Source organism: Pedobacter jaeyakensis (genome assembly GCF_054461315.1).
This window is the reverse complement of the sequence record NZ_CM136921.1, coordinates 4,353,284-4,374,781: the sequence shown is the minus strand read 5'-3', so window position 1 is coordinate 4,374,781 and position 21,498 is coordinate 4,353,284. Positions and strand designations below refer to the sequence as shown.

The following is a 21,498-nucleotide window of genomic DNA, read 5'->3' as shown; positions in this document are numbered from 1 at the left end:
AATGGATTTTATTTATTACGAAGATAACTAACCAGATCGGCTACCTCATAAGCATCCTTTAATAAAAAGTTGCCGCTGCGGGTACGGGTAAGTTTTGATAAATATGCCCCGTTATTCAGGTGTTTCCCGAAATCAGATATCAGCGAGCGGATATAAGTACCTTTACTGCAAACTATTCTAAAATCTATTTCTGGTAATGCAATCCTGGTAATTTCGAATTCGGATACCGTTACAAAACGCAGTCGGAGTTCTGTTTCTTCTCCTCGTCTTGCTTTAACATATAGCCTTTCGCCGTTAACTTTTACAGCAGAATGTGCTGGCGGATATTGCTGTATGTCGCCGATGAATGGGGCAGTAGCTGCGTAAATGGCTTGGTTAGTAATTCCATCCAATGGAAATTCTTGTTCTATCACTGTTTCCAGATCAAAAGATGGGGTAGTAGCCCCAAGGATCATTGTGCCGGTGTATTCTTTTTCTTCTGCCTGGAATGTATCAATCTGTTTAGTCAGCTTGCCTGTGCAAAGGATTAGTAATCCTGTAGCCAACGGGTCTAATGTGCCTGCATGACCTACTTTCAGTTTAAGCGGCTTTAAAGAATTTCTTACTTTACCAACCACGTCAAAGCTGGTCCATTGGTACGGTTTGTTAATGAGCAGAAGCTCACCATCAGCAAAATTAAAAGTTCTCTCTTCTATTTCTTCGACACTCAAAATGGTAGGTTAAAGGGAATTAATACTATATAATTTGCAGGTTGTGACCAGTTTGCAGCAATATGATAATGATGATCCCTGCAATAATCCTATACCATCCAAACATCTTAAATCCGTTTTTATTCAAATAGCCGATAAAGCTTTTGATAGCAAGCAATGCTACAATAAATGCAATGATATTGCCAATAGCAAGTAATTGAATTTGTTCAGAGGAAATGGTATGTCCTTCTTTATAAAAGTCAAGTAGTTTCTTAGCGGTTGCCGCGAACATTGTTGGTACTGCTAAAAAGAAGGAGAATTCTGCAGCTACCTTTCGGCTTGCGTTTAAATACATCCCACCCACGATAGTTGCACCCGATCTTGATGTACCCGGAATCATAGCCAAACATTGAAAGAAACCGATTTTTAAAGCAGTAAGATAGGTGATATCCTTTTCTTCAAGAATGGTTGGTTTATTAAACCATTTGTCCACAAAGAGCAGAATAATACCTCCAACTACCAGGGAAATAGCTACCGTAAGCGGACTTTCAAGCATTTTGTCAATCTTGTCGCTTAACAAAAATCCAAAAACTGCTGCGGGTATGAAAGCAACGATAAGTTTTATATAAAAATTTATAGTTTGAAAAAAGCGCTTGAAGTACAGAACAATAACAGAAAGAATAGCGCCCAGCTGGATTGCAATGGTGAATAATTTCACAAAAGGATCAGAAGCAATACCCATAAAAGAAGAAGCGATAATCATGTGGCCGGTAGAAGAAACAGGCAAAAACTCCGTCAGTCCTTCTATTACAGCAAGGATAATGGCTTGTAAATAATTCATGAAACTACTTCTTTAGGATGGCGTAAACACCGAAACTAAAACCAAATAACACCACCATTGGCGCCAATAAGGTTTTTCTAAAGTCGTAGATATCTGTAGTACCCATCATTAAAATAAAGCCAACTACCACAATTGCAATGCTGATTAGTAGTAGCTGATAATTCTTTTTGGTGAAAACCAATTCTGATTTGTTTTCCTGCGTTGCAGGAGCTGCTTTCTTTTCTATCATTATCTATAAAGATCGTAAATTTTTAAACGTAAATACCGGCTAACCGCAAAGGAGGTGCTGATGGCTGTTATAAAAATACCTACACCAACTAAACCAAGGAGCACAATACCGAATTCTGTATAATTTCTCAATATCACAATTTCCGGAATTTCCCGTTGGGCGTAGTAAAGCAGTCCAAGCAATATTAATATGGCAATAAAGGCAGCAATTAAACCATGCAATGCAGCAAGCAGAATAAATGGCTTGCGGATGAAGGCGCGGGTAGCACCAACCAGCTGCATACTTTTAATCAGAAAACGCTGAGAGTAAATTGCTAACCTAATGGTGTTGTTAATTAGAGCAACGGATATGATGAGCAATATTGCAGCAAAGCCGAGTATAATTAATCCAATTGTGTTGATGTTGTTGTTCACCATATCAATTAGCGAGCTCTGATAGATCACTTCCTTAACCACCGGATTTTTTGAAATACTTGCTTTGAGTGCATCGATTCCTTTCGCATTGGCAAAATCGGCTTTCAAATACACGTCAACAGTTGACAAAAGTGGGTTATAACCTAGAAAGTTCACAAAGTCTTCGCCAAGGTCGTTGGTCAGATTCCTTGCCGCCATATCCTTGTTCACGTACTGCGTATTCTTTATCGCAGGATTTGCGTTTAATTCTTTTTGAAACTGAAGGATATCGGCTTCCTTTGCACCCTCATCAACAATGATATTGAGAACGATATTCTCTTTTACATAGTTGGAAAGGTTTTTAGCATGCACCAATATCAATCCGAGCATTCCCAGCATTAGTAAGACTAAGGCTATACTAAATATTGTAGAAATATAAATGGTCTTTGTCTTCTTAGAAGCATCACTCACTTCAAATTCTTCCATGTATTAGTAAATTATATTTGCGAAAATAAAAAATATAAGCAACTAAAGTAAATTATATCCTTTTTATCTGTAGAGCGTGGTTTCTTTTTAACATTATTTAACGCTTACCCTCATGCGCACAGAAAATTATATATTTGAAACGGCATGTCTATAAAATATCTTTTTAAGTGGTTCTTGCTGTTGATCATCGTTAGCGTTGTTGCCGGTACTCTTTCTGCATTTTTTCTTACTGCGCTAAACTTTGTAACCAGTTTTAGGGATAACCATCAGTATTTAATCTATTTTCTTCCTCTTGCGGGCTTACTCATCGGGTTTATTTATCATCATTATGGTAAAACTGTAGAGCGTGGTAATAACCTGGTTTTTGATACCATTCATTCGCCAAAGGATGTAATTCCTCTTAAAATGTCGGTTCTTGTGCTAATTGGTACACTCGTCACCCATTTATTTGGTGGATCAGCAGGGCGAGAGGGAACAGCGCTTCAAATGTCGGCCTCAGCGGCAGATCAGCTTCATACTCCGTTTAAATTGAGTACCCAAGAGAGAGTGCTAGTTATCATCGCCGCATTAAGTGCAGGTTTCGGGTCCGTATTTGGCACGCCGCTGGCTGGGGCAATTTTTGGTATTGAGGTATTGCTAATCGCCAAATTTCCTTACAAAGCGATAGTTCCAGCAGTGATCGCGGCATATAGTGCTGATTATATTACCAAGCTGTGGGGCACAACTCATACAACTTATAGCATTGGTCTCATCCCTACAATTAACCTGGTTGGATTAGGCGCAGCTGCACTTGCTGGTATCTTCTTTGGCCTATCAGCCCTTCTTTTTGTCATACTCACTCATCAAGTTTCCAGCGTTAGCAAGCTCATCAAATATCCACCGGCCAGACCGTTTGTTGGGGGTATTATAGTGGCCGTTCTGGTTATTGTTTTTGCTTTATACAAATTAATTGGTCTGGGTATCCCATCCATTTCTGAAGCCTTCAGAAGCGTTTCTGCTCCTCAAGATTTCCTGCTTAAAATAGCCTTAACCGCTTTAACATTGGGTTTTGGTTTTAAAGGGGGAGAGGTCACTCCACTGTTTTTTATAGGTGCTACTTTGGGTAGTGCTCTTGCTATATTTCTGCCGTTGCCGGTTGGCCTGCTTGCAGGTATGGGCTTTGTAGCTGTATTTGCGGGTGCTGCAAAAACACCATTGGCCTGCATTGCCATGTCTGCCGAGTTGTTCGGCCTCTCCGCTTGCATTTATATTAGCATTGCCTGTGTGGTTTCCTACTTTATTTCCGGTTCTAAAAGCATATACAATGTTCCGCAAAATAGGAGCCCAAGGCATTTTTTGTTCGGCTCTCCAGCTCTATTTTACTAATCCTTTCCAAACCAGACATAATTCCTTATTTTTGCCTCTCACAAAAAAATGCACCACGCTGAGGCAGCGTTAATCAAGACATTAGTAATGGATTACCAGTTTAAAGAAATAGAGCAGAAGTGGCAAAAACACTGGGCTCAAAATCAAACTTTCAAAGCAGAGACAGACAATTCAAAGCCTAAATATTACGTGTTAGACATGTTTCCTTATCCTTCAGGCGCGGGCTTACATGTTGGTCACCCTCTTGGTTACATTGCATCAGATATATTTGCACGCTATAAAAGACTAAAGGGGTTTAACGTGCTTCATCCTATGGGATACGACTCTTTCGGCTTACCGGCTGAGCAGTATGCCATACAGACTGGTCAGCACCCTGCACTAACTACTGAGACCAATATCAACACCTATCGCACCCAATTGGACCAGATTGGTTTCTCTTTTGATTGGAGCAGAGAAGTACGCACCAGCGATCCTGAGTATTACAAATGGACCCAATGGATCTTTATGCAGTTGTTCAATTCCTGGTATAACCTGGAAACTGATCGTGCGGAAGACATCACTACCCTTATAGAAAAATTTAATGCTTCAGGCAGTGCCGATGTAAAGGCCGTTTGCGATGAAGATGTAAGCACCTTCCTGCCTTCCGATTGGGCTATGATGTCCAGTCAGCAGAAACAGACTGAGCTATTAAAATACCGTTTAACTTACTTAAGGGAAAGTACAGTAAATTGGTGCGCAGCACTGGGAACTGTTCTTGCGAACGACGAAGTTAAGGACGGATATTCTGAACGCGGAGGTCACCCCGTTGAGCAAAAGAAAATGATGCAATGGAGCATGCGTATTTCAGCATATGCTGAACGTTTGCTGCAAGGCTTGAACACGATCGACTGGCCAGAGCCTGTTAAAGAAATGCAGCGGAACTGGATAGGTAAGAGCGTAGGTGCGAGCGTAAGGTTTGCTATTGACAATGCCCCGGCAGGCATTGCCGATTATATAGAAGTATTTACAACCCGTGTTGATACTATATTTGGTGTTTCTTATTTGGTGCTTGCGCCAGAACATGAACTTGTTGCTGTTTTAACTACACCAGCGCAGCGGGGTGATGTTGACAACTACATTGCTCAAACTAAAAAGAAATCTGAGCTTGACCGCATGGCCGATACCAAAACTGTATCTGGAGCCTTTACCGGAAGCTATGTAATCAATCCTGTAAATGGAGAGCGCGTACAACTTTGGATCGCGGATTATGTGCTTGCTGGTTACGGGACTGGAGCTGTTATGGGTGTGCCAAGCGGAGATCAGCGCGACTGGTTATTTGCCACACATTTCAACCTTCCTATTATACAAATTTTAGACGGTCAAAAAGATATTGATATTCAGGCAGATCCAACAAAAGAAGGCGCATATATCAATTCAGGATTTATAAATGGCTTGGGCTACAAAGAAGCAATTCAGACATTAAACTCCTGGATTGAAGAAAATGGAGTTGGTAAAGCAAAAATCAATTACCGCATGCGCGATGCCATATTCGGTCGCCAGCGTTACTGGGGCGAACCTATTCCTGTTTATTTCAAGGACGGGTTGCCGTATCTAATTAAAGAAGAGGAATTACCTTTAATGCTGCCAGAAATTGACAAATATCTTCCAACAGAAACCGGAGAGCCACCATTGGGCAGAGCCGAAGATTGGAGTTATGAAAATCAATATGAATATGAACTGAGCACAATGCCGGGATGGGCAGGATCAAGTTGGTACTGGTATCGCTACATGGATGCCAACAACGAAAGTGATTTTGCATCTAAAAAAGCCATTGCCTATTGGAAAGATGTAGATCTTTACATTGGGGGCGCTGAGCATGCCACCGGTCACCTGTTGTACAGCCGTTTCTGGAACAAGTTTCTAAAAGATCTTGGTTACGTTCAGGAAGAAGAGCCATTTAAAAAGCTGATTAACCAGGGGATGATCCAGGGCAGAAGCAATTTTGTATATCGCGTGGTGGATGATGCCGGAAGAGGCACCAATACACTCGTTTCACAAGGCTTAAAAAAGGATTACAAAACATCTGCTCTTCATGTTGATGTGAACATTGTTGAAAACGAGATACTTAACGTTGAGAAATTCAAGCTTTTCAGACCTGAATTTGCTAATGCTGAATTTATCCTGGAAAATGGGAAATACATCTGCGGCGTTGAGGTTGAGAAAATGTCAAAGTCAAAATTTAACGTAGTTAATCCAGATGTGCTTATTCAAAACTACGGGGCAGATACACTTCGTATGTACGAAATGTTCTTGGGTCCGCTGGAACAAAGTAAGCCATGGAACACAAACGGCATAGAAGGCGTTTTCAAATTCTTGCGTAAATTCTGGCGTTTGTTCCATAACGATCAATGGGTATTTAACGTAGAGGACTCTGTACCGTCAAAAGCAGAGCTAAAAGCCTTGCATAAGATCATCAAAAAAGTTCAGGACGATATTGAGCGTTTCTCGTTCAATACTTCGGTGTCTAGCTTTATGATCGCGGTAAATGAATTGACGGACTTAAAATGTAAAAACAGACAGGTTCTAGAAGACCTGGTTGTTGTTCTTGCAGCTTATGCCCCACACATCTGTGAAGAGCTTTGGACATTGCTGGGTAATGAGGCCGGAAGTTTGTCTTTTGCGACATACCCGCAATTTAAGCCAGAATATATGGTTGAGGACGAGTTCAGTTACCCAATCTCTGTAAATGGTAAAACGCGTTTAAATTTAAACCTCAATTTATCGCTTGAAGTTAAGGAGATTGAAGAAGCTGTTCTAGCCAATGCAGACGTGCAAAAATATTTGGATGGTAGCATTCCTAAGAAAGTTATTGTTGTAAAGGGAAGAATAGTGAATATTGTTATTTAACAATATTCACTATTCTTATTTAGAAGTTACTTCCAAATGGATTTAACATTATAAATCTCCAGATTTTTAACTTCTATATTATTTCCCCAGAAGTGTAATCCTTCTTTATTGTCCGGATTAGGCTTGCGTTCCATAGAATAAGAGTATTTTCCACCATCTATAAAAACTTCAATAGAAGTTCTGTCAACATATATATCCGCAGTAAGTTCCATACTGCCAATTTTTTCCGGTGAATAAAGCACGCCATTTATCGTATTGAAATTCATGTCATAGTCCAATACTCGCTGGGCAAATAAATTAAAACCAGCACTGGTGGCGTAAGACATCTTTATGGTGGCTTTTACTCTAAACCGGTCGGCATTATAAAATTCTTTCAGTTTTGCGTTGGCATCATCCGAAGTTAACGTAGGCCATTCATGTGCTTTCTCGAAAAGCTGTTCAGCCTCTTTTATTGGTGAGCTGAACAACCTGAGTCCATCATTTGTCGTTTTTAGTGTTAGCTCAGTGGGTAAAAGCATCATATTGTTAAATGGCATGCCTGGCTGCTGAACCCTTCCCCAACCTATTTGAATCCTCCTCGGATCACTTTCAGGCATATTGGTAAAGGTTTGTGCGGCATATATAGTTCCAGTTGTATATTGATACTTGCCGTGCTCGGGAGTAAAAGTCTTTCCGTCAAATGAACCAATCATATAGGTGTTAGAAGCGCCGTACATTACCCATTTTGTTTTGCTTTTATCACCATCTATTGGTAACTCGAATAAATCCGGGCATTCCCAGAAACCTGTAATGTGACTTTCGAACGTCCAGTCTTTTAAATTTTTGGAATTATAGATGGAATGTCCATCTCTTTCATTCAGCACCATTACCCAATGGTTACCAGGTTTATACCAAAACATACGTGGATCGCGCGTATCTTTGCTATTCCATTTTGCTTTGGAATCGATAACTGGATTGGCGGCATATTTCGTCCATGTACGCCCTTTATCTAAGCTGTAAGCAATACATTGAATTTCTTTCTCGGGATTATCTACGGTATAGGCTGCAACCATTGCTGGGGTTTTTCCATTGCCGAAGCCAGAGGTATTTTGATAATCAATTACTGTAGATCCTGAAAACATGGTGCCCAGCTTATCAGGATGGAGCGCTACGGGAAGTTCATCCCAATGTATCATGTCTTTGCTTACCGCATGGCCCCATGACATGTTTTCCCACTCTCTTTCATAAGGGTTATGCTGGTAAAAAAGGTGGTATTCGCCTTCATAAAAAATCATTCCATTTGGGTCGTTGATCCACCCTCTTCTGGTGGTAAAATGGTATTGCGGACGGTTTTTTTCATGGTAAATAGAATCCTGACCGTTAATTTTATCATCCTGATAAATTTTGCTTAACCCTGCTGCGTCACCATCGTAGCTAATCCTTATTGTTTTTCCCTTAAATGCGCTTACATCGGTAAAAGTCCAGTACTCAGGATCGGCCGAGAGCCGGATCACAAATGACTGTTCCAATTTTCCGTCAACTTCAAGGCGCATTGCAGCCCTGTTTTGTCGTTGAGAAATAGGAAAATTAAGGTACTTTTTAGTGATCTTAATGGAGATATCTGCTGCCATTGCAATTCCGCATTGCAAAACTAAGACTGCAGTGATGATTTTCTTAAAAACGGATTTCATACTTGTGTTAGGTTGGTTATATGCCGGTTTACCCAGGCCTAACGAAAGTAGGAAAATATAATTAATTGTTATCTGGAAATCAGCTTTCTTGGGCGTTTAGTGTTTGTAACTACCTCATGATCCCGATCGTTAACACGAGCCTGATTGTCAAACCTGCCTGGACGAAACACTCTTGGCTTCTTTTCTCTGTCCTCGTCGGCAATCTTAACTGTAATTTTTCTTCCTTTAAAAACAGTGCCGTGTAATCCGGCAATGGCTCGATCCGCGCCTGTTTGGTCAAGCATTTCAATAAAACCAAATCCCTTGTGCTTTAGACTTACTTTGTCCACTATCAGGTTAATACTATGCATCATTCCGTAAAAGCTGAACATTTCGATCAGTTCTTCATCCTGCACATCTGGCGGGTAACCCGCAATAAAAAGTTTAATCATGTTATAAATAGTGCCTCAAAGGTAAGGCTAATTAGAATAACAACCAACATTTGCGCTTGGGTAACTGCTAAGGAACTTATACCGATAAAAAGGATTATTTCACCGAGTTTTCCCTGAGGCTTGACTAAAATCTATTGGGTCTTAGTGTAACAAATACGACCTTGCGCAGACTAATTGAAGAAATACAAAATATATGAAAAGAATTATACTTTTAATTGCGGGATTAGGGCTGTTCACTACTGTCAAAGCGCAGTTTCCGATGGGTGGAGGGGCATCTCAAAAACCAAAAGTTGTGGGCCGGATCACTGCCATTGTGCTTGATTCTGCGACGAAAAAACCGGTTGATTATGCCAGTATCGCATTAACAAAAGCAACAACAAATAAATCAGTTAATGGTGGTGTTACAGATGAAAAAGGGAAAGTGGTGCTACAAAATATCGCACCAGACTCTTATCTAATGGCCGTTGGCTTTCTGGGTTATAAATCTAAAACTGTTAAAATAGCAACTAGCCCGGAAAAACCCGATTACAATGCCGGTACCATTTACCTGGCTGCTATTGAAAGCAACTTGAAAGAGGTGGCTATTGTGGGCCAAAAAGCGATGATCGAGAATAAGGTTGACAGGTTAGTGTATAATGCGGAAGCGGATATTACCAATGCCGGAGGAGATGCTACGGATGTGATGCGTAAGGTGCCGATGCTTTCGGTAGACATGAACGGAAATGTTCAGTTGCGCGGAAGTGCAGTTAGGGTGTTAATCAATGGAAAGCCTTCGGGCACCATGGCTAACAGTGTTGCCGACGCCTTAAAAATGATCCCAGCAGAACAAATAAAAAGTGTGGAGGTAATTACTAGCCCTTCAGCTAAATATGACGCAGAAGGCTCTGGGGGTATTATCAACATCATTACTAAGAAAAGCAATGCTGAAGGCACAAGCGGCAGCCTCAATACTTCGGTAGGTACGAGATCTAACAACGGGGCTTTTAACTTAAATGTTAAAACAGGCCGGTTGGCTTTAACTACTAGTTTGGGTTTAAACCATGCTTATCCTCAAAATTCGCATGTACAAAACTTCAATACATCAACAGTAAATGGAACTACAACTACCATTTCACAGGATGGATATTCTAAATGGTCGCGTGTTGGTTATAACGGAAGTGCAGGTTTGGATTATGATTTGAATGCTTACAACAACTTTTCAACGAATGTAAAATTCAACAGTTTTTCAAATGGTGGTCCGGGTAGCACAGATATCAATGCAAATAACGTGCTTTCGCGTAATATCAGAGATATGGATATGGGATTTAGAAACATGGACTGGACTGCCGATTACAGGAAAACGACTAAAAGGGAAGGTGAGGAATTTAGTGTATCCGGGCAACTATCTACCGGTAGAAATACCAGTGATTTCTCTAATGAGTTTATAGGAATTACCATACCGTCTTCTTTAACCATTTTAGGTAACAATACAGGTAAAAACAATGAATATACACTGCAAAGCGATTATGTTTATCCGTTTAGCAAAACCACCATATTAGAAACCGGACTTAAAGGAATTGCAAGAAAAATAACCAGCGATTACAATCAGGCAGCACAAGATTTTGATTACGACCAAAATGTGGCATCTGCATACGGGGTAATAGGATTTAAGCTTACCAAAAAGATAACGGCAAAAGCGGGTTTACGGGCAGAGTATACAAAAATAGATGGCCTTGCCGGAAATACGGTTCCTTTTGATAATCATTATTTTAATTTATTTCCAAGTGCGATCATCTCAAGGAGCCTAAGTCCGATGACTACCCTTAAGTTGAGCTACAACCGTAGAGTACAGCGCCCAAGTTTGTTCTATTTGAATCCCTTTAGAAACGAAAGCGATGTGTTTAACCCTATGGAAGGTAATCCAAAATTATCTCCGGAGCTTACTGATAATATTGAACTTGGTTATTCTACATTTATAAAGGGTTCTGTTATTAACGCTTCTATATTTTACCGAAATACCCAAGATGTTATTGAAAGTACCATCAGGCCGATTGAAGATGGAAAGAACTTAACAACCTACACCAATGTTGGTACCAGCAGGTCTTACGGGTTCAACGTTTTCGGCTCTTACAACCCTAAACCAAAGTGGACATTGATGAGTAATTTCGGTTTGAATACTTATGAGGTTAACAATAGCAGCAACAACATCAATACTGGAACGCTGGTTAATTATAACTTGTTCGCTCGTTCTGCATATGGTTTTAGCGGTGGCTGGAGCACAGAGCTTTGGGGAGTAATTAATTCGCCAAAACGTACTTTTCAGGGCAAAACTGACATGATGTACTTTTATGGTGGCGCAGTGAAAAAAGAGATATTGAACAAGAAAGCTACAGTTGGCCTTAATGTATTAAATCCTTTCGCCAGGGATCTTAATATCAAAACTGTAAATCAGACAGCAATTTCACTTCAGAGTACTAATATTCATTACCCGCTGCGCTCTTTTGGTATCAACTTTAGCTACAATTTCGGTAAGCTTAAGTTTACGCAAAAGAAAACGGTTAAGAACGATGATTTGAAAAAAGAGGAACAGCAGCAACAAGGTGGCGGTATGGGCGGAGTACAGCAGCAATAAGCTATTTCTTCTTAACGGTTTTTAGTATCATTAAATTTAGCGGGTTTATAACAAACCCGCTAATATTTTTTTGGGTCATGGTTACCGATTGGTCGTAAAATATTGGGATCACATTGGCGTATTCCATTACCATATTGTCCATCTGCTGATAAAGCTTATGCCTCGCTTTATCATCGCTAATATAGTAGCTCTGTTCAAAAAGTCTGTCGAAATCATTATTGTAATAAGCAGTGTAATTTGGGCCGTTGGGCACTTTGTTTTTCGAATAGAACATTGCCAGGTAGTTTTCCGCATCCGGATAATCTGCAATCCAGGAGCCTCTAAAGAAATTAACTTCGTTTTTAGACATCAGATCACGCAAGCTTGCGCTAGGACTTGCATCTACTTTTACATTGATACCTATTGCATGCAATTCACCCTGTATAAACTCAATCAGGTCCTTGTAGGTTGTAGAAGTATTCAACGTAACTTGAGGCATTCCTTTTCCATCAGGATACCCTGCCTCTGCCAATAGCTTAGCTGCTTTTTCTGGATTATAATGATATCCATGCACTATTGAACTATCGAAACCAGGCATGCCTTGTGGTATAAAGCCTGAGGTTGCAGGTATCCCAACGCCGTTACGAAGGTATTTGATCAGTTTTGGTTTGTCTATAGCATAACTAATGGCCTGCCTAACCTTTTTGTATTTCAGCGGAGATTTGTTTGCAATGGCAACATTGGTATCTACAAGAATACCTACATATTCTGTGCATAGGTAAGGGCTTTTGGTAAGGTTGAATTGGCCCCTATATTTACGTGTCATCTTTCCGCTTTTCGTCAAAATATCATCGCGGTAGCTTCCGTCAACCTTATCAAAAAAATCAAGTTCCTTTTTTATGAAGTTCATGAAGGCGCTTTGCTTATCAGAGATGAAGCTGACTTTCACAGCATCCAAAAAAGGCAGTTGTACTCCGTTTAGCTTTTCCCAATAATGTTCATTTTTTAACAAAACCAGTATCTCATCCTCCTTCCAGTATTTAAATTTAAATGGACCAGTGCCTATCGGGTGACTGCGAAAATCCTTTCCATAATGCTCCACAACTTCTTTTGGAACAACAGAACAATATTGGGTTGCCAATATCTTAATGAAAGCTGGAGATGGCTTAGTCAAATGTATCTGGAAAGTAGAATCGTTAAGTGCTTTAAAGCTATTGATGTCCTTAACTTTATCACTAAAAATCCAGCCCCCTGATGAAGCTACTTTTGGGTCAATGAGCCTGAAAAAGCTATAGGTAAAATCTGAGGCAATAACTTTTCTTCCTTTTCCGCCCTTGAACAAAGGGTCATCGTGAAAAAAAACGTCGTTACGCAGGTTAAAGGTATAAATCAACCCGTCGTTACTTATTTGCCAGGATTTTGCGATACATGGAACAGTATTTAAGACACTATCTATTTGCACCAGGCCATTAAAGACTTGGTTGATCATCCACATCGCGTTTTGGTTTCGGGCAAATGCAGGGTCCATTGAAGTCAATCCCTGATCTATATTCATATTAAATGTTTTCTTTTTGTTGCTGGAAACAACGCCGCCGCAGGAAATAAAAAAGGTGAGTAGCAGTCCGCAAAAAATATTGAATATAATACGATGCATCAGGTAAGGAATACTAATTTTGCACAAAGTAAGAAATAAATCATTATGTCCTTTTTAAATGCACTGATAAATGAAGTTGCTGACGAAGATCTGCGCGAACAGCTTCAGGAGCGTGTAGACATCATACAGCACAAAATCAAATTTATGGATAAGGTTTCTGTGGTATGTTTGGATACAAATAATATGCTGGTCGGTAATTTTAGAGAATTGTTGGAAGAGGCGGGCGGAGAACTACAATATGATGCAACCGCTGCCAGAGTACTGATTTACGCAGAACAAGGGCAGAGTGCTTTGCATTTGATGGGAGCAGTGCCAGCCCTGCTAAATGAAGAATGGCCCGCTGTAGAATTTAACCGGGTTTATTTGTGGGATACTGAAGCTGCATTCTCTACCAACGCAGAAGATATAGTGGAGTCTTTGGAAGACCTTGCTGAAATGCTATATCCCGGCTACTTTGTTTTCGGTAATGAGGGTGATACCTGGATCAGTTTCAAAACAAAATAAGTTTATCCATTTGCTCTCCCGTAAACCTTAAAGTGTCTTCTTTATAGAAATTTCCGTTTTCATCAATTTCAGTTTTTATTGTGGGGATATGAATTCGAAGAGGCAACACATGAAGGTGCAGGTAACTGCAAACACCACCAAAATGATCAATGCCCCGTATGTTTCCGTATTTACCAGAAGAAACACCTACAAGTGCTGCCTTTTTGTTATAGAAGCTTTCAGGAAAATCACAAGCATCAATGAAAAGTTTCAGTACACCTGGAAAGCTGCCATTATATTCAGGTATGATAAAAAGGAACTTAGTTGTTTCGGCAACGCGGTTTAGGATGGATGCGAATTCCTTACTTCTTTTTCCATATAAATCAGTGGCAAGCAGGTTATCTGGTAAATCTTCCAGATTGAGAATGCTGGAATCTAAGCCTTTTGTAGCCAAGGTTTTCTGATAATATTTAGCAACTTTTAAGGTGTTGCTTCCGGCCCTGTTTGTACCCGATATGATAGTTAACATGTCTAAATTGTTAATAAGATGTTTAAAACACTTATGGCGTAAGTAATTAAATTATCATTTACTTTGTATCTTAGCTATCCGTAAAATACGCCCGGAACATCGCAAAAATAGTATTTTTTACATATTTATATCGGGCAAAGAACAAGTCTTACACAACAATTGAAATAGGAATAGAATAGATGAGTAAAATTATTGCATTGGCAAATCAGAAAGGTGGTGTAGGTAAAACTACTTCATCAATCAATCTGGCCGCAAGTTTGGCTGTACTGGAATATCGGACCTTATTGGTTGATGCGGATCCGCAGGCAAATTCAACCTCAGGTATTGGATTTGATCCGAGAAATATAAAAAATAGCATTTACGAATGCATCATAAATGATATAGAGCCATCTGAGGCTATTCAAAAAACAGAAACTCCTAATTTAGATTTACTCCCTGCACATATTGATCTGGTTGGTGCCGAGATTGAAATGATCAACCTCAACAACAGGGAGTATAAGATGAAAGCGGTGTTGGAAAAGGTAAAGGATCAGTATGATTTTATTATTGTTGATTGTTCGCCATCGTTAGGTCTGATCACCATTAATGCCCTGACTGCAGCGGATTCTGTTATTATTCCCGTTCAATGCGAATATTTTGCATTAGAAGGACTCGGTAAATTGCTGAACACAATTAAAATTGTCCAAAACCGTTTAAATCCTGAACTGGAGATAGAAGGTATTTTGCTGACGATGTATGATGTACGTCTTCGACTTTCTAACCAGGTCGTGGAGGAAGTGAAAACACATTTTCAGGATTTGGTTTTTGAAACGATTATACAGCGTAACACCCGGTTAAGCGAGGCGCCAAGTTATGGTGTTTCGGTAATAATGCATGATGCCAATTGTAAGGGAGCGATAAATTACCTCAACCTTGCACGCGAAATCGTTCGAAAGAACGGAATGGTAAAGGAATTAGAGAGCCAAACAACAGCTATTATTTAATTTATATTTAATGACATCTTTTCAGCGAAAAACAGGTTTAGGTAAAGGGTTAAGTGCGCTTTTAGATGATTCTGACTCTGTAAACCCGCCAAAAGGTAGCAATGGGGTTGCTCCTGTTAGCGAAACCAGGCAAGAAGGGGGTAATAGCAATAATATCGGTCACGTTAAGATCAGTGATGTGGAAACCAATCCATATCAACCCCGTACTGAATTTGATCAGGTAGCACTTAATGAATTGTCTGAATCGATTCGTGTTCAGGGACTAATCCAGCCTATAACTGTTAGAAAAAAACCAAATGGAGGTTACCAGTTAATCTCAGGGGAGCGCCGTTTAAGGGCTTCCAAGTTAGCTGGCTTAACTGAAATACCTGCATACATACGCAGTGCCAACGACCAGCAAATGTTGGAAATGGCATTGATAGAAAATATCCAAAGAGAAAATCTTAACGCTATTGAAGTGGCTTTAAGTTTTCAACGGATGATGGAAGAGTGTAACTTGAAACAGGATCAACTGGGAGATAGGGTTGGCAAAAACCGCTCTACGGTTACCAACTACTTGCGTTTGCTTAAATTACCACCAGAAATACAAGTCTCTATACGCGATCAAAAAATATCAATGGGACATGCCAGGGCATTAATCAGCGTTGATTCTGTGCAAAAGCAATTGCTAATACATAATCAGATCATTGCACAAGGCTTGTCTGTTCGTAAAGTTGAGGAACTGGTTAGGAATCTTGGGAATGAAGAGCCGGTCAAACCTGCGAAAAAAGCAACACCTATGTCTTTTGAATACCAAAAGCTTCAGCGGGAACTGGCATCAAAGTTTTCAACTGGTGTAAAATTGAAAGTCTCAGAAAATGGGAAAGGCGCAATAGAAATCCCTTTCGTTTCACAAGATGACCTCAGTCGCATTCTTGAACTATTAGATTGGTAATGCATAAATCCCTGCTTTTTTGTTTTCTGCTTTTTCTGTTAGCCGGAGTGGTAAGCGCTCAGGTGAAAACGCCATCTAATGTGCGTGATACTTCCATTGCCGATACTTCAAGGACAAAAAAGACCGATACACTAAAGGCTAAGTACATCAACCCAGGTAAAATTGCTGGGAGGCGGGCGGCTTTCAGATCGGCAATTGTTCCAGGGTTGGGGCAAATTGGAAACGGAGTTACTGTATATCGCCTGGCCAAAGTAGCAGGTATCTATACTGGTGCAACTTTGTTGACACTTTCCTATATTGATAATAACAAAGCCTACCAAGCCTATAAGCAAGAATTAATAGACAGAAATGACAACAAGGGAGTAGTGAATCCTTTGAGTCCATATGCTCGAATACCGACTGAAGGTTTAACAAGTGCTAAAGATAACGCCCGAAGAAATCGTGAGGTCGTTATTTTTTCTCTGGCCGGTCTTTATCTTCTCAATATTGTAGAAGCTTATGTTGATGCGCGCCTTAAGTATTTTGATGTTGGGGATGTAGCTTTTAAAGTTACTCCCGGTATAATAAATGGAGGCAGCATGTACGGTAATAATTCCATTGCTCCCGGATTAAAGATTACGCTTTCATTGTAATATATTTGCAGCCAGCTCAACTAAAGGAGTAGATTTCAAACGCCCTTTGCAGGGTTTATTATAAATAGACAGACATACAATGAAAATAGCATTGCTTGGTTATGGAAAAATGGGGCAGATCATTGAGAGATTTGCTTTAGACAGGGGCCATGAAGTAGTATTAAAAATTACTGTTGACAACAAGGAAGACCTTACAGAAAGTAATCTTCGCAAGGCTGATGTAGCAATTGATTTTAGCACACCGGATGCCGCATTGGATAACATCTACGCATGTTTTACGGCGAACCTACCTGTAGTTGTAGGCACAACTGGATGGTACGGACAGCTTCAGGAGGTAAAAAATGAATGTCTTAATAGTAACAATACCTTGTTATATGGATCAAACTTCAGTATTGGGGTAAATATATTTTTCCATATGAATAAAGTGTTGGCTAAACTGATGAATAGCTTTCCTGCTTATGAAGTGCAGGTGGAGGAAATTCATCACACCCAAAAATTGGATTCACCAAGTGGAACCGCAATGACCATTGCAGAAGGTGTTATCGATAACCTGGATAGGAAGACAGAGTGGGTTAATGAACTGGTAGGAACGCCATTTGAAGAGGTGGTAAAAAAAGAACAGTTATTGATTGAATCTCATAGGATAGAAAATATTCCAGGTACACACACCGTTGTTTATAGCTCTGAAGTTGATGAGATAGAATTTAAGCATACTGCGCATAGTCGCTCCGGCTTCGCACTAGGTGCTATTGTGGCTGCAGAATGGCTGGAACATAGACAAGGTTTTTATAATATTACTGATATATTTAATTTTAAATAGCAATAAAGCATGAGTTGGAAATTCTGGCAAAAAGATAAGGTTGCCAAGCCAAAGAAAAAAAAGACTAAAAGTCGCGAATGGGTGGATGCCATCCTCTTCGCAGTAATAGCCGCAACCATCATCAGGGTATTCTTTATTGAAGCGTATACCATACCGACAGGATCCATGGAGCGCTCACTGCTTATTGGAGATTTCCTTTTTGTAAGTAAGGTTAATTACGGACCAAGAATACCCATGACGCCAGTAGCGTTTCCTTTTGCACACCATACCATGCCTTTAACTGGTACAAAGGCATACTGGGACGGCGTACAATGGAAATACCATCGTTTACCAGGCTTGCAAGACATTAAAAATAATGATGTGGTGGTATTTAATTACCCTCAAGGTGATACGGTGGCTTTAGAGGCGCAAGACAATGATTACTATAGAATGGTGAGGAACAGTAGCTGGCAACAGATCAATTCACAATATACCATTATCGCCCGCCCCGTTGATAAGCGGGAAAACTACATTAAAAGGTGTATTGGGATCGCTGGGGATGTGATTAGCATGACCGGCGGTTTAGTTTCCGTTAACGGAAAGCCCGAGGTTTTGAAAAATACTGGTAATTTCCAATACATTGTTACTTTCAAAACAGCTAGCGTAAACTTCGGCATCTTTAGTGAAATGGGTTTCAGTCTAAGAGACACAGATCCAGATATCACGCAGCAAGGGGAAAGGAGTTATATTTTTAATGGATCTGAGCTGATGATGGAAAAGGTAAGAGGACTTGATTTTGTGGAATCGGTTAAGCCTTATTTTAAAGCCGCTGGTGAGCGTGAATCTGATGTTTTTCCGTTTGATCCAAACAGAAACTGGAATGTAGATAATTTTGGTCCAATCAAAATTCCTAAAAAAGGATGGACCGTACAGTTAGATTCTGCAACGATGCCGCTTTATGAGCGTTGTATTAAAATTTACGAAGGAAATAAGTTAGAGAAATCCGGTAATGGTTGGCTAATCAATGGCGTTCCAGCTACTAGTTATACCTTTAAAATGGATTATTACTGGATGATGGGTGATAATAGACATAATTCATTGGATTCGAGATATTGGGGCTTTGTGCCAGAAGATCACATTGTTGGCAAGGCACTCTTTATTTGGATGAGTTACGATACCAACGGATCCTTCCTGAGCAAGATAAGGTGGAGCAGGATTCTAAAAGGAATTCACTAGCTTAATCCGCTAATACCTAATTTTTTGGCCAGTTCGTTTAAATCATTTACAACGGCATCTATCAAAGGGATGCCGTTTTTTTTGCGTTCACTTTCAAAAGCAAATTCTGGCTCACCTGGTATGATTACCTGTTTATCAGGATCAATTGTCTTAGCATTTTTGAAACGTTCGATCCAATTGTCCAGATGATTTTTGAACTCTTGCGCGGGTCGAAAGCCGTCAATACGCATTGCCCCAAAGAAATGGCCAATGCCTTCTCCAACAGGATTTGCAGATGGTTCAAGAAATGCTACAAAAGGAGGCACCCATGGACCGTAGTTGGCTCCAGATAGTACGGCAGATAATATGTCAACCGTTGCGCTTAGTCCATAGCCTTTGTGACTGCCGTGGTCTTTATCGCTACCAAGCGGTAATAATGATCCTCCTGCCTTAAGTCCATTTGCATCAGTAGTATTTTTTCCATCTTTATCCTGTGCCCATCCGTCAGGAATAGGTTTATTTGCACGTTGTGCGATTTCCAGCTTGCCATTTGCTGCGGCTGCGGTTGCCATATCTACCACAACAGGAGGAAACTTCCCCGCTGGGAATGCATAGCACATTGGGTTGGTCCCCAACAGCCTTTCATTTGCATAGGTGGGAGCAACCAGCGGACTGGCATTTGTCATACTGATTCCAATCATCTCCTGCTCAACTGCCAATAATGCATGGTAACCTGCAATCCCAAAATGATTCGAATTTTTAACCGCCACCCATCCGCTGCCGTAGAGTTTGGCCTTTTCTATTGCTATTTTCATCGCAAATGGGGCAACAACGAGACCAAGACCCGCATCTCCATCTACCGTGGCTGTGGTGTACGTTTCGTGGACAACTTTGAGGTTTGGAGTGGCATTGATCCTTTCTTTTTCCCAAAGTCTTATGTAGCCGCTTAGACGTGCAACACCATGAGAATCTATCCCTCTTAAATCAGACTTTATCAAAACATCAGCTGCAAGACAAGCGTCATGTGTTGTGCACCCCATTTTCAGGAATACAGCCTCGGTAAATTCGCGTAATTGAACTTCAGTAAAGGTTAAAAAGGTCATTTAATCAAAAAGAATAGTAAACTGGTTATCTAGGGGTTTAAAATGGGCTATTAGTGAATCAATAAACCCATCCCCATACTCAATATACATTGGAGCGATGTTCATACTCCGTTCCTGTAAGCCATCAGAGGGGAAGAGTTTGCTCTTAAGATTTTCAATCTGGGCTAATGAAGTGGTGTGCTTCCTTTTTTCAGCGCGTAGCATTTTTTTCTCCAAATTTGAGATCAGTCTCAGGGCACGGGTTTTTGCTGCATCTGCAGATTGAGCCAGTGTCTTATCAATTGTAAGTGCATTTTCCTTTATTTTTTCAAATACACCATTGATTGCTTTCTCTTCATCACTTAACGTGAGTTGTAGATTAACATGTGATTTAATCCAGTCGTTCTTCAACTGTAACGTATCATTAAAAAGATCGCGTTGCGAAATCCCAAGGATATGCATTCTCTGTTCGCTACGTTTATCAATAAACTGAGCAGAATTTCTAAGCAGTAATATGGGGAATGGAATATGATAGTGGTCGAAATTTGCTTTAAGCTGCAGCCAGTAAGTCACCTCAGCGCCACCACCGATATAAGCGAGATTAGGTAAAATAACTTCCTGGTAAAGCGGCCGCATCACAACATTTGGACTAAATCGTTCAGGGTAGGTTTTAATTTCTTTTTCAAGCTCCTCTTTGGTGAAACGAAGCTGGGTGTTTTTTATTTTATAAGAACCTTTATCATCAATAATCCTTTCCCTCAACCCTTCGGTCATATAAAAGAAGTTGATCTCTCTGGGGTTTACTTGCGGTTTGTACCCTAAATCTTCCAAAGCCTGGTTGCTCTCAGCGATTAATTTTGAGCTATGTCCTTCCGTAATGTCTGTATATACAATCTTCGCAAACTGTGCTTTTAGCGCAGGCTCATCTGCATCAATGCAAACTAATCCATAGCGCCCGAATAAACTATCAACAAGTTCCCTTGTAGCGTCACTCAACTTGGCGTGTTTGGTATAAGCGTCTTCCACCAATTGAGATAATTTCATGCCGTTTTCTGAAATACCTAGGAAGCCTTTATAGGCAATCAGCACCTCTTCAATGTCTTTCGTATTCAACTTTCCCGTTGCTCCGCTGGCCTCTTTTTCCCAAGTCAGCATTTTGTCCTCCAGTTTCACATGGTTGATTTCTTCAAAATCATGGTCTTCAGTTGCCATCCAGTAAACCGGGACAAAATTATAGTCAGGGAATTCTTGTTTCAGCTCTTTTGCCAGGTTAATTGCGGTGACAATCTTGTATATGAAATAGAGTGGGCCTGTAAAGATGTTTAGCTGATGACCGGTAGTAATTGTGAAAGTACGTTCATCAGCCAGAAGATTGATGTTTGCTTTAACAGTGTTGCTTGATTTGATTAAACCGTATTGCTTCAGCAAAATGTCTACCAGCAATGCCCTATCGCCTTTAAAGTTTCTGTTAGGTATTGCTTCAGCAAAGCCCTTTAAGTTAGGGCTGTATTTGTAAAAGGGTTTAAGCTGTTCCTTGCCGCCCATGTAATCTAGTACGGCTGCAGAAAATGCGTTGGTGTCTTTGTAAGAAATATATTTGGCCTGCAT

Annotated in this window: 19 protein-coding genes; 9 read left to right on the top strand and 10 right to left on the bottom strand. The window is 40.3% G+C overall.

The features are described from left to right. Window positions 1–8: 8 nt before the first annotated feature. The 4 genes from truB to ACXZ1K_RS19275 are packed head-to-tail and all read right to left on the bottom strand — an operon-like array spanning window position 9 to window position 2,637. Window positions 9–710 (bottom strand): tRNA pseudouridine(55) synthase TruB, encoded by a 702-nt coding sequence (gene truB / locus ACXZ1K_RS19290; RefSeq protein ID WP_458971319.1) that lies wholly within the window; start codon window positions 708–710, stop codon window positions 9–11. 25 nt (window positions 711–735) lie between these two features. Beyond that, window positions 736–1,530: an undecaprenyl-diphosphate phosphatase gene (locus tag ACXZ1K_RS19285; protein WP_458971318.1), complete on the bottom strand. Its 795-nt coding sequence runs from the start codon at window positions 1,528–1,530 to the stop codon at window positions 736–738. A gap of 4 nt (window positions 1,531–1,534) precedes the next feature. Further along, entirely contained in the window at window positions 1,535–1,759 is a 225-nt protein-coding gene (locus ACXZ1K_RS19280) for a DUF3098 domain-containing protein (protein WP_458971317.1), read from the bottom strand. Beyond that, on the bottom strand, window positions 1,759–2,637 hold the full coding sequence (locus ACXZ1K_RS19275; protein WP_458971316.1) for a cell division protein FtsX: 879 nt from the start codon (window positions 2,635–2,637) through the stop codon (window positions 1,759–1,761). Before ACXZ1K_RS19275 ends, ACXZ1K_RS19280 begins: the two co-directional genes overlap by 1 nt. Window positions 2,638–2,781: 144 nt before the next feature. On the opposite strand from ACXZ1K_RS19275, the gene ACXZ1K_RS19270 reads away from it, so the two are divergent. Beyond that, window positions 2,782–4,002: a chloride channel protein gene (locus tag ACXZ1K_RS19270; RefSeq protein ID WP_458971315.1), complete on the top strand. Its 1,221-nt coding sequence runs from the start codon at window positions 2,782–2,784 to the stop codon at window positions 4,000–4,002. Window positions 4,003–4,089: 87 nt separating this feature from the next. Further along, entirely contained in the window at window positions 4,090–6,888 is a 2,799-nt protein-coding gene (gene leuS, locus ACXZ1K_RS19265; RefSeq protein WP_458973265.1) for a leucine--tRNA ligase, read from the top strand. Between the two features lie 26 nt (window positions 6,889–6,914). On the opposite strand, the gene ACXZ1K_RS19260 is transcribed toward leuS, so the two are convergent. Together ACXZ1K_RS19260 and ACXZ1K_RS19255 are read right to left on the bottom strand one after the other, a co-directional pair. Next, complete coding sequence (locus tag ACXZ1K_RS19260; protein ID WP_458971314.1) at window positions 6,915–8,558, bottom strand: GH32 C-terminal domain-containing protein; 1,644 nt, start codon at window positions 8,556–8,558, stop codon at window positions 6,915–6,917. Between the two features lie 68 nt (window positions 8,559–8,626). Next, entirely contained in the window at window positions 8,627–8,989 is a 363-nt protein-coding gene (locus ACXZ1K_RS19255; protein WP_458971313.1) for an RNA recognition motif domain-containing protein, read from the bottom strand. Window positions 8,990–9,182: 193 nt separating this feature from the next. Here ACXZ1K_RS19255 and ACXZ1K_RS19250 point away from each other — a divergent pair, with 193 nt between their 5' ends. Then, on the top strand, window positions 9,183–11,600 hold the full coding sequence (locus ACXZ1K_RS19250; protein WP_458971312.1) for a TonB-dependent receptor: 2,418 nt from the start codon (window positions 9,183–9,185) through the stop codon (window positions 11,598–11,600). A gap of 1 nt (window position 11,601) precedes the next feature. On the opposite strand, the gene ACXZ1K_RS19245 is transcribed toward ACXZ1K_RS19250, so the two are convergent. Beyond that, window positions 11,602–13,134: an ABC transporter substrate-binding protein gene (locus tag ACXZ1K_RS19245; RefSeq protein ID WP_458971311.1), complete on the bottom strand. Its 1,533-nt coding sequence runs from the start codon at window positions 13,132–13,134 to the stop codon at window positions 11,602–11,604. 144 nt (window positions 13,135–13,278) lie between these two features. Here ACXZ1K_RS19245 and ACXZ1K_RS19240 point away from each other — a divergent pair, with 144 nt between their 5' ends. Then, window positions 13,279–13,737: a substrate-binding domain-containing protein gene (locus ACXZ1K_RS19240; RefSeq protein WP_458971310.1), complete on the top strand. Its 459-nt coding sequence runs from the start codon at window positions 13,279–13,281 to the stop codon at window positions 13,735–13,737. Here the strand turns inward: ACXZ1K_RS19240 and ACXZ1K_RS19235 are convergent. Further along, window positions 13,724–14,245, bottom strand: a complete 522-nt coding sequence (locus ACXZ1K_RS19235; protein WP_458971309.1) for an NADPH-dependent FMN reductase — start codon at window positions 14,243–14,245, stop codon at window positions 13,724–13,726. The genes ACXZ1K_RS19240 and ACXZ1K_RS19235 overlap by 14 nt on opposite strands. 179 nt (window positions 14,246–14,424) lie before the next feature. Between ACXZ1K_RS19235 and ACXZ1K_RS19230 the strand changes: the two genes are divergently transcribed. The 5 genes from ACXZ1K_RS19230 to lepB all read left to right on the top strand — a co-directional run bounded on the left by ACXZ1K_RS19230 (window position 14,425) and on the right by lepB (window position 18,829). After that, window positions 14,425–15,228 carry a ParA family protein gene (locus ACXZ1K_RS19230; protein WP_458971308.1) on the top strand — a complete coding sequence of 268 codons (804 nt, stop codon included), beginning with the start codon at window positions 14,425–14,427 and terminating at the stop codon, window positions 15,226–15,228. A 10-nt stretch (window positions 15,229–15,238) separates the two neighbouring features. Then, window positions 15,239–16,162: a ParB/RepB/Spo0J family partition protein gene (locus ACXZ1K_RS19225; protein ID WP_458971307.1), complete on the top strand. Its 924-nt coding sequence runs from the start codon at window positions 15,239–15,241 to the stop codon at window positions 16,160–16,162. After that, on the top strand, window positions 16,162–16,794 hold the full coding sequence (locus ACXZ1K_RS19220; RefSeq protein WP_458971306.1) for a DUF5683 domain-containing protein: 633 nt from the start codon (window positions 16,162–16,164) through the stop codon (window positions 16,792–16,794). Before ACXZ1K_RS19225 ends, ACXZ1K_RS19220 begins: the two co-directional genes overlap by 1 nt. A gap of 79 nt (window positions 16,795–16,873) precedes the next feature. Further along, window positions 16,874–17,614, top strand: a complete 741-nt coding sequence (gene dapB / locus ACXZ1K_RS19215) for a 4-hydroxy-tetrahydrodipicolinate reductase (RefSeq protein WP_458971305.1) — start codon at window positions 16,874–16,876, stop codon at window positions 17,612–17,614. A gap of 9 nt (window positions 17,615–17,623) precedes the next feature. Beyond that, the gene (lepB, locus tag ACXZ1K_RS19210) at window positions 17,624–18,829 is read left to right on the top strand and encodes a signal peptidase I (RefSeq protein ID WP_458971304.1); all 1,206 of its coding nucleotides are present in this window, start codon (window positions 17,624–17,626) and stop codon (window positions 18,827–18,829) included. Here the strand turns inward: lepB and ACXZ1K_RS19205 are convergent. Beyond that, window positions 18,826–19,911: an Ldh family oxidoreductase gene (locus ACXZ1K_RS19205; RefSeq protein ID WP_458971303.1), complete on the bottom strand. Its 1,086-nt coding sequence runs from the start codon at window positions 19,909–19,911 to the stop codon at window positions 18,826–18,828. The two genes, lepB and ACXZ1K_RS19205, sit on opposite strands and share 4 nt — an antisense overlap. Beyond that, window positions 19,912–21,498, bottom strand: coding sequence for a bacillithiol biosynthesis cysteine-adding enzyme BshC (bshC, locus tag ACXZ1K_RS19200; RefSeq protein ID WP_458971302.1), 1,587 nt, complete (start codon window positions 21,496–21,498; stop codon window positions 19,912–19,914).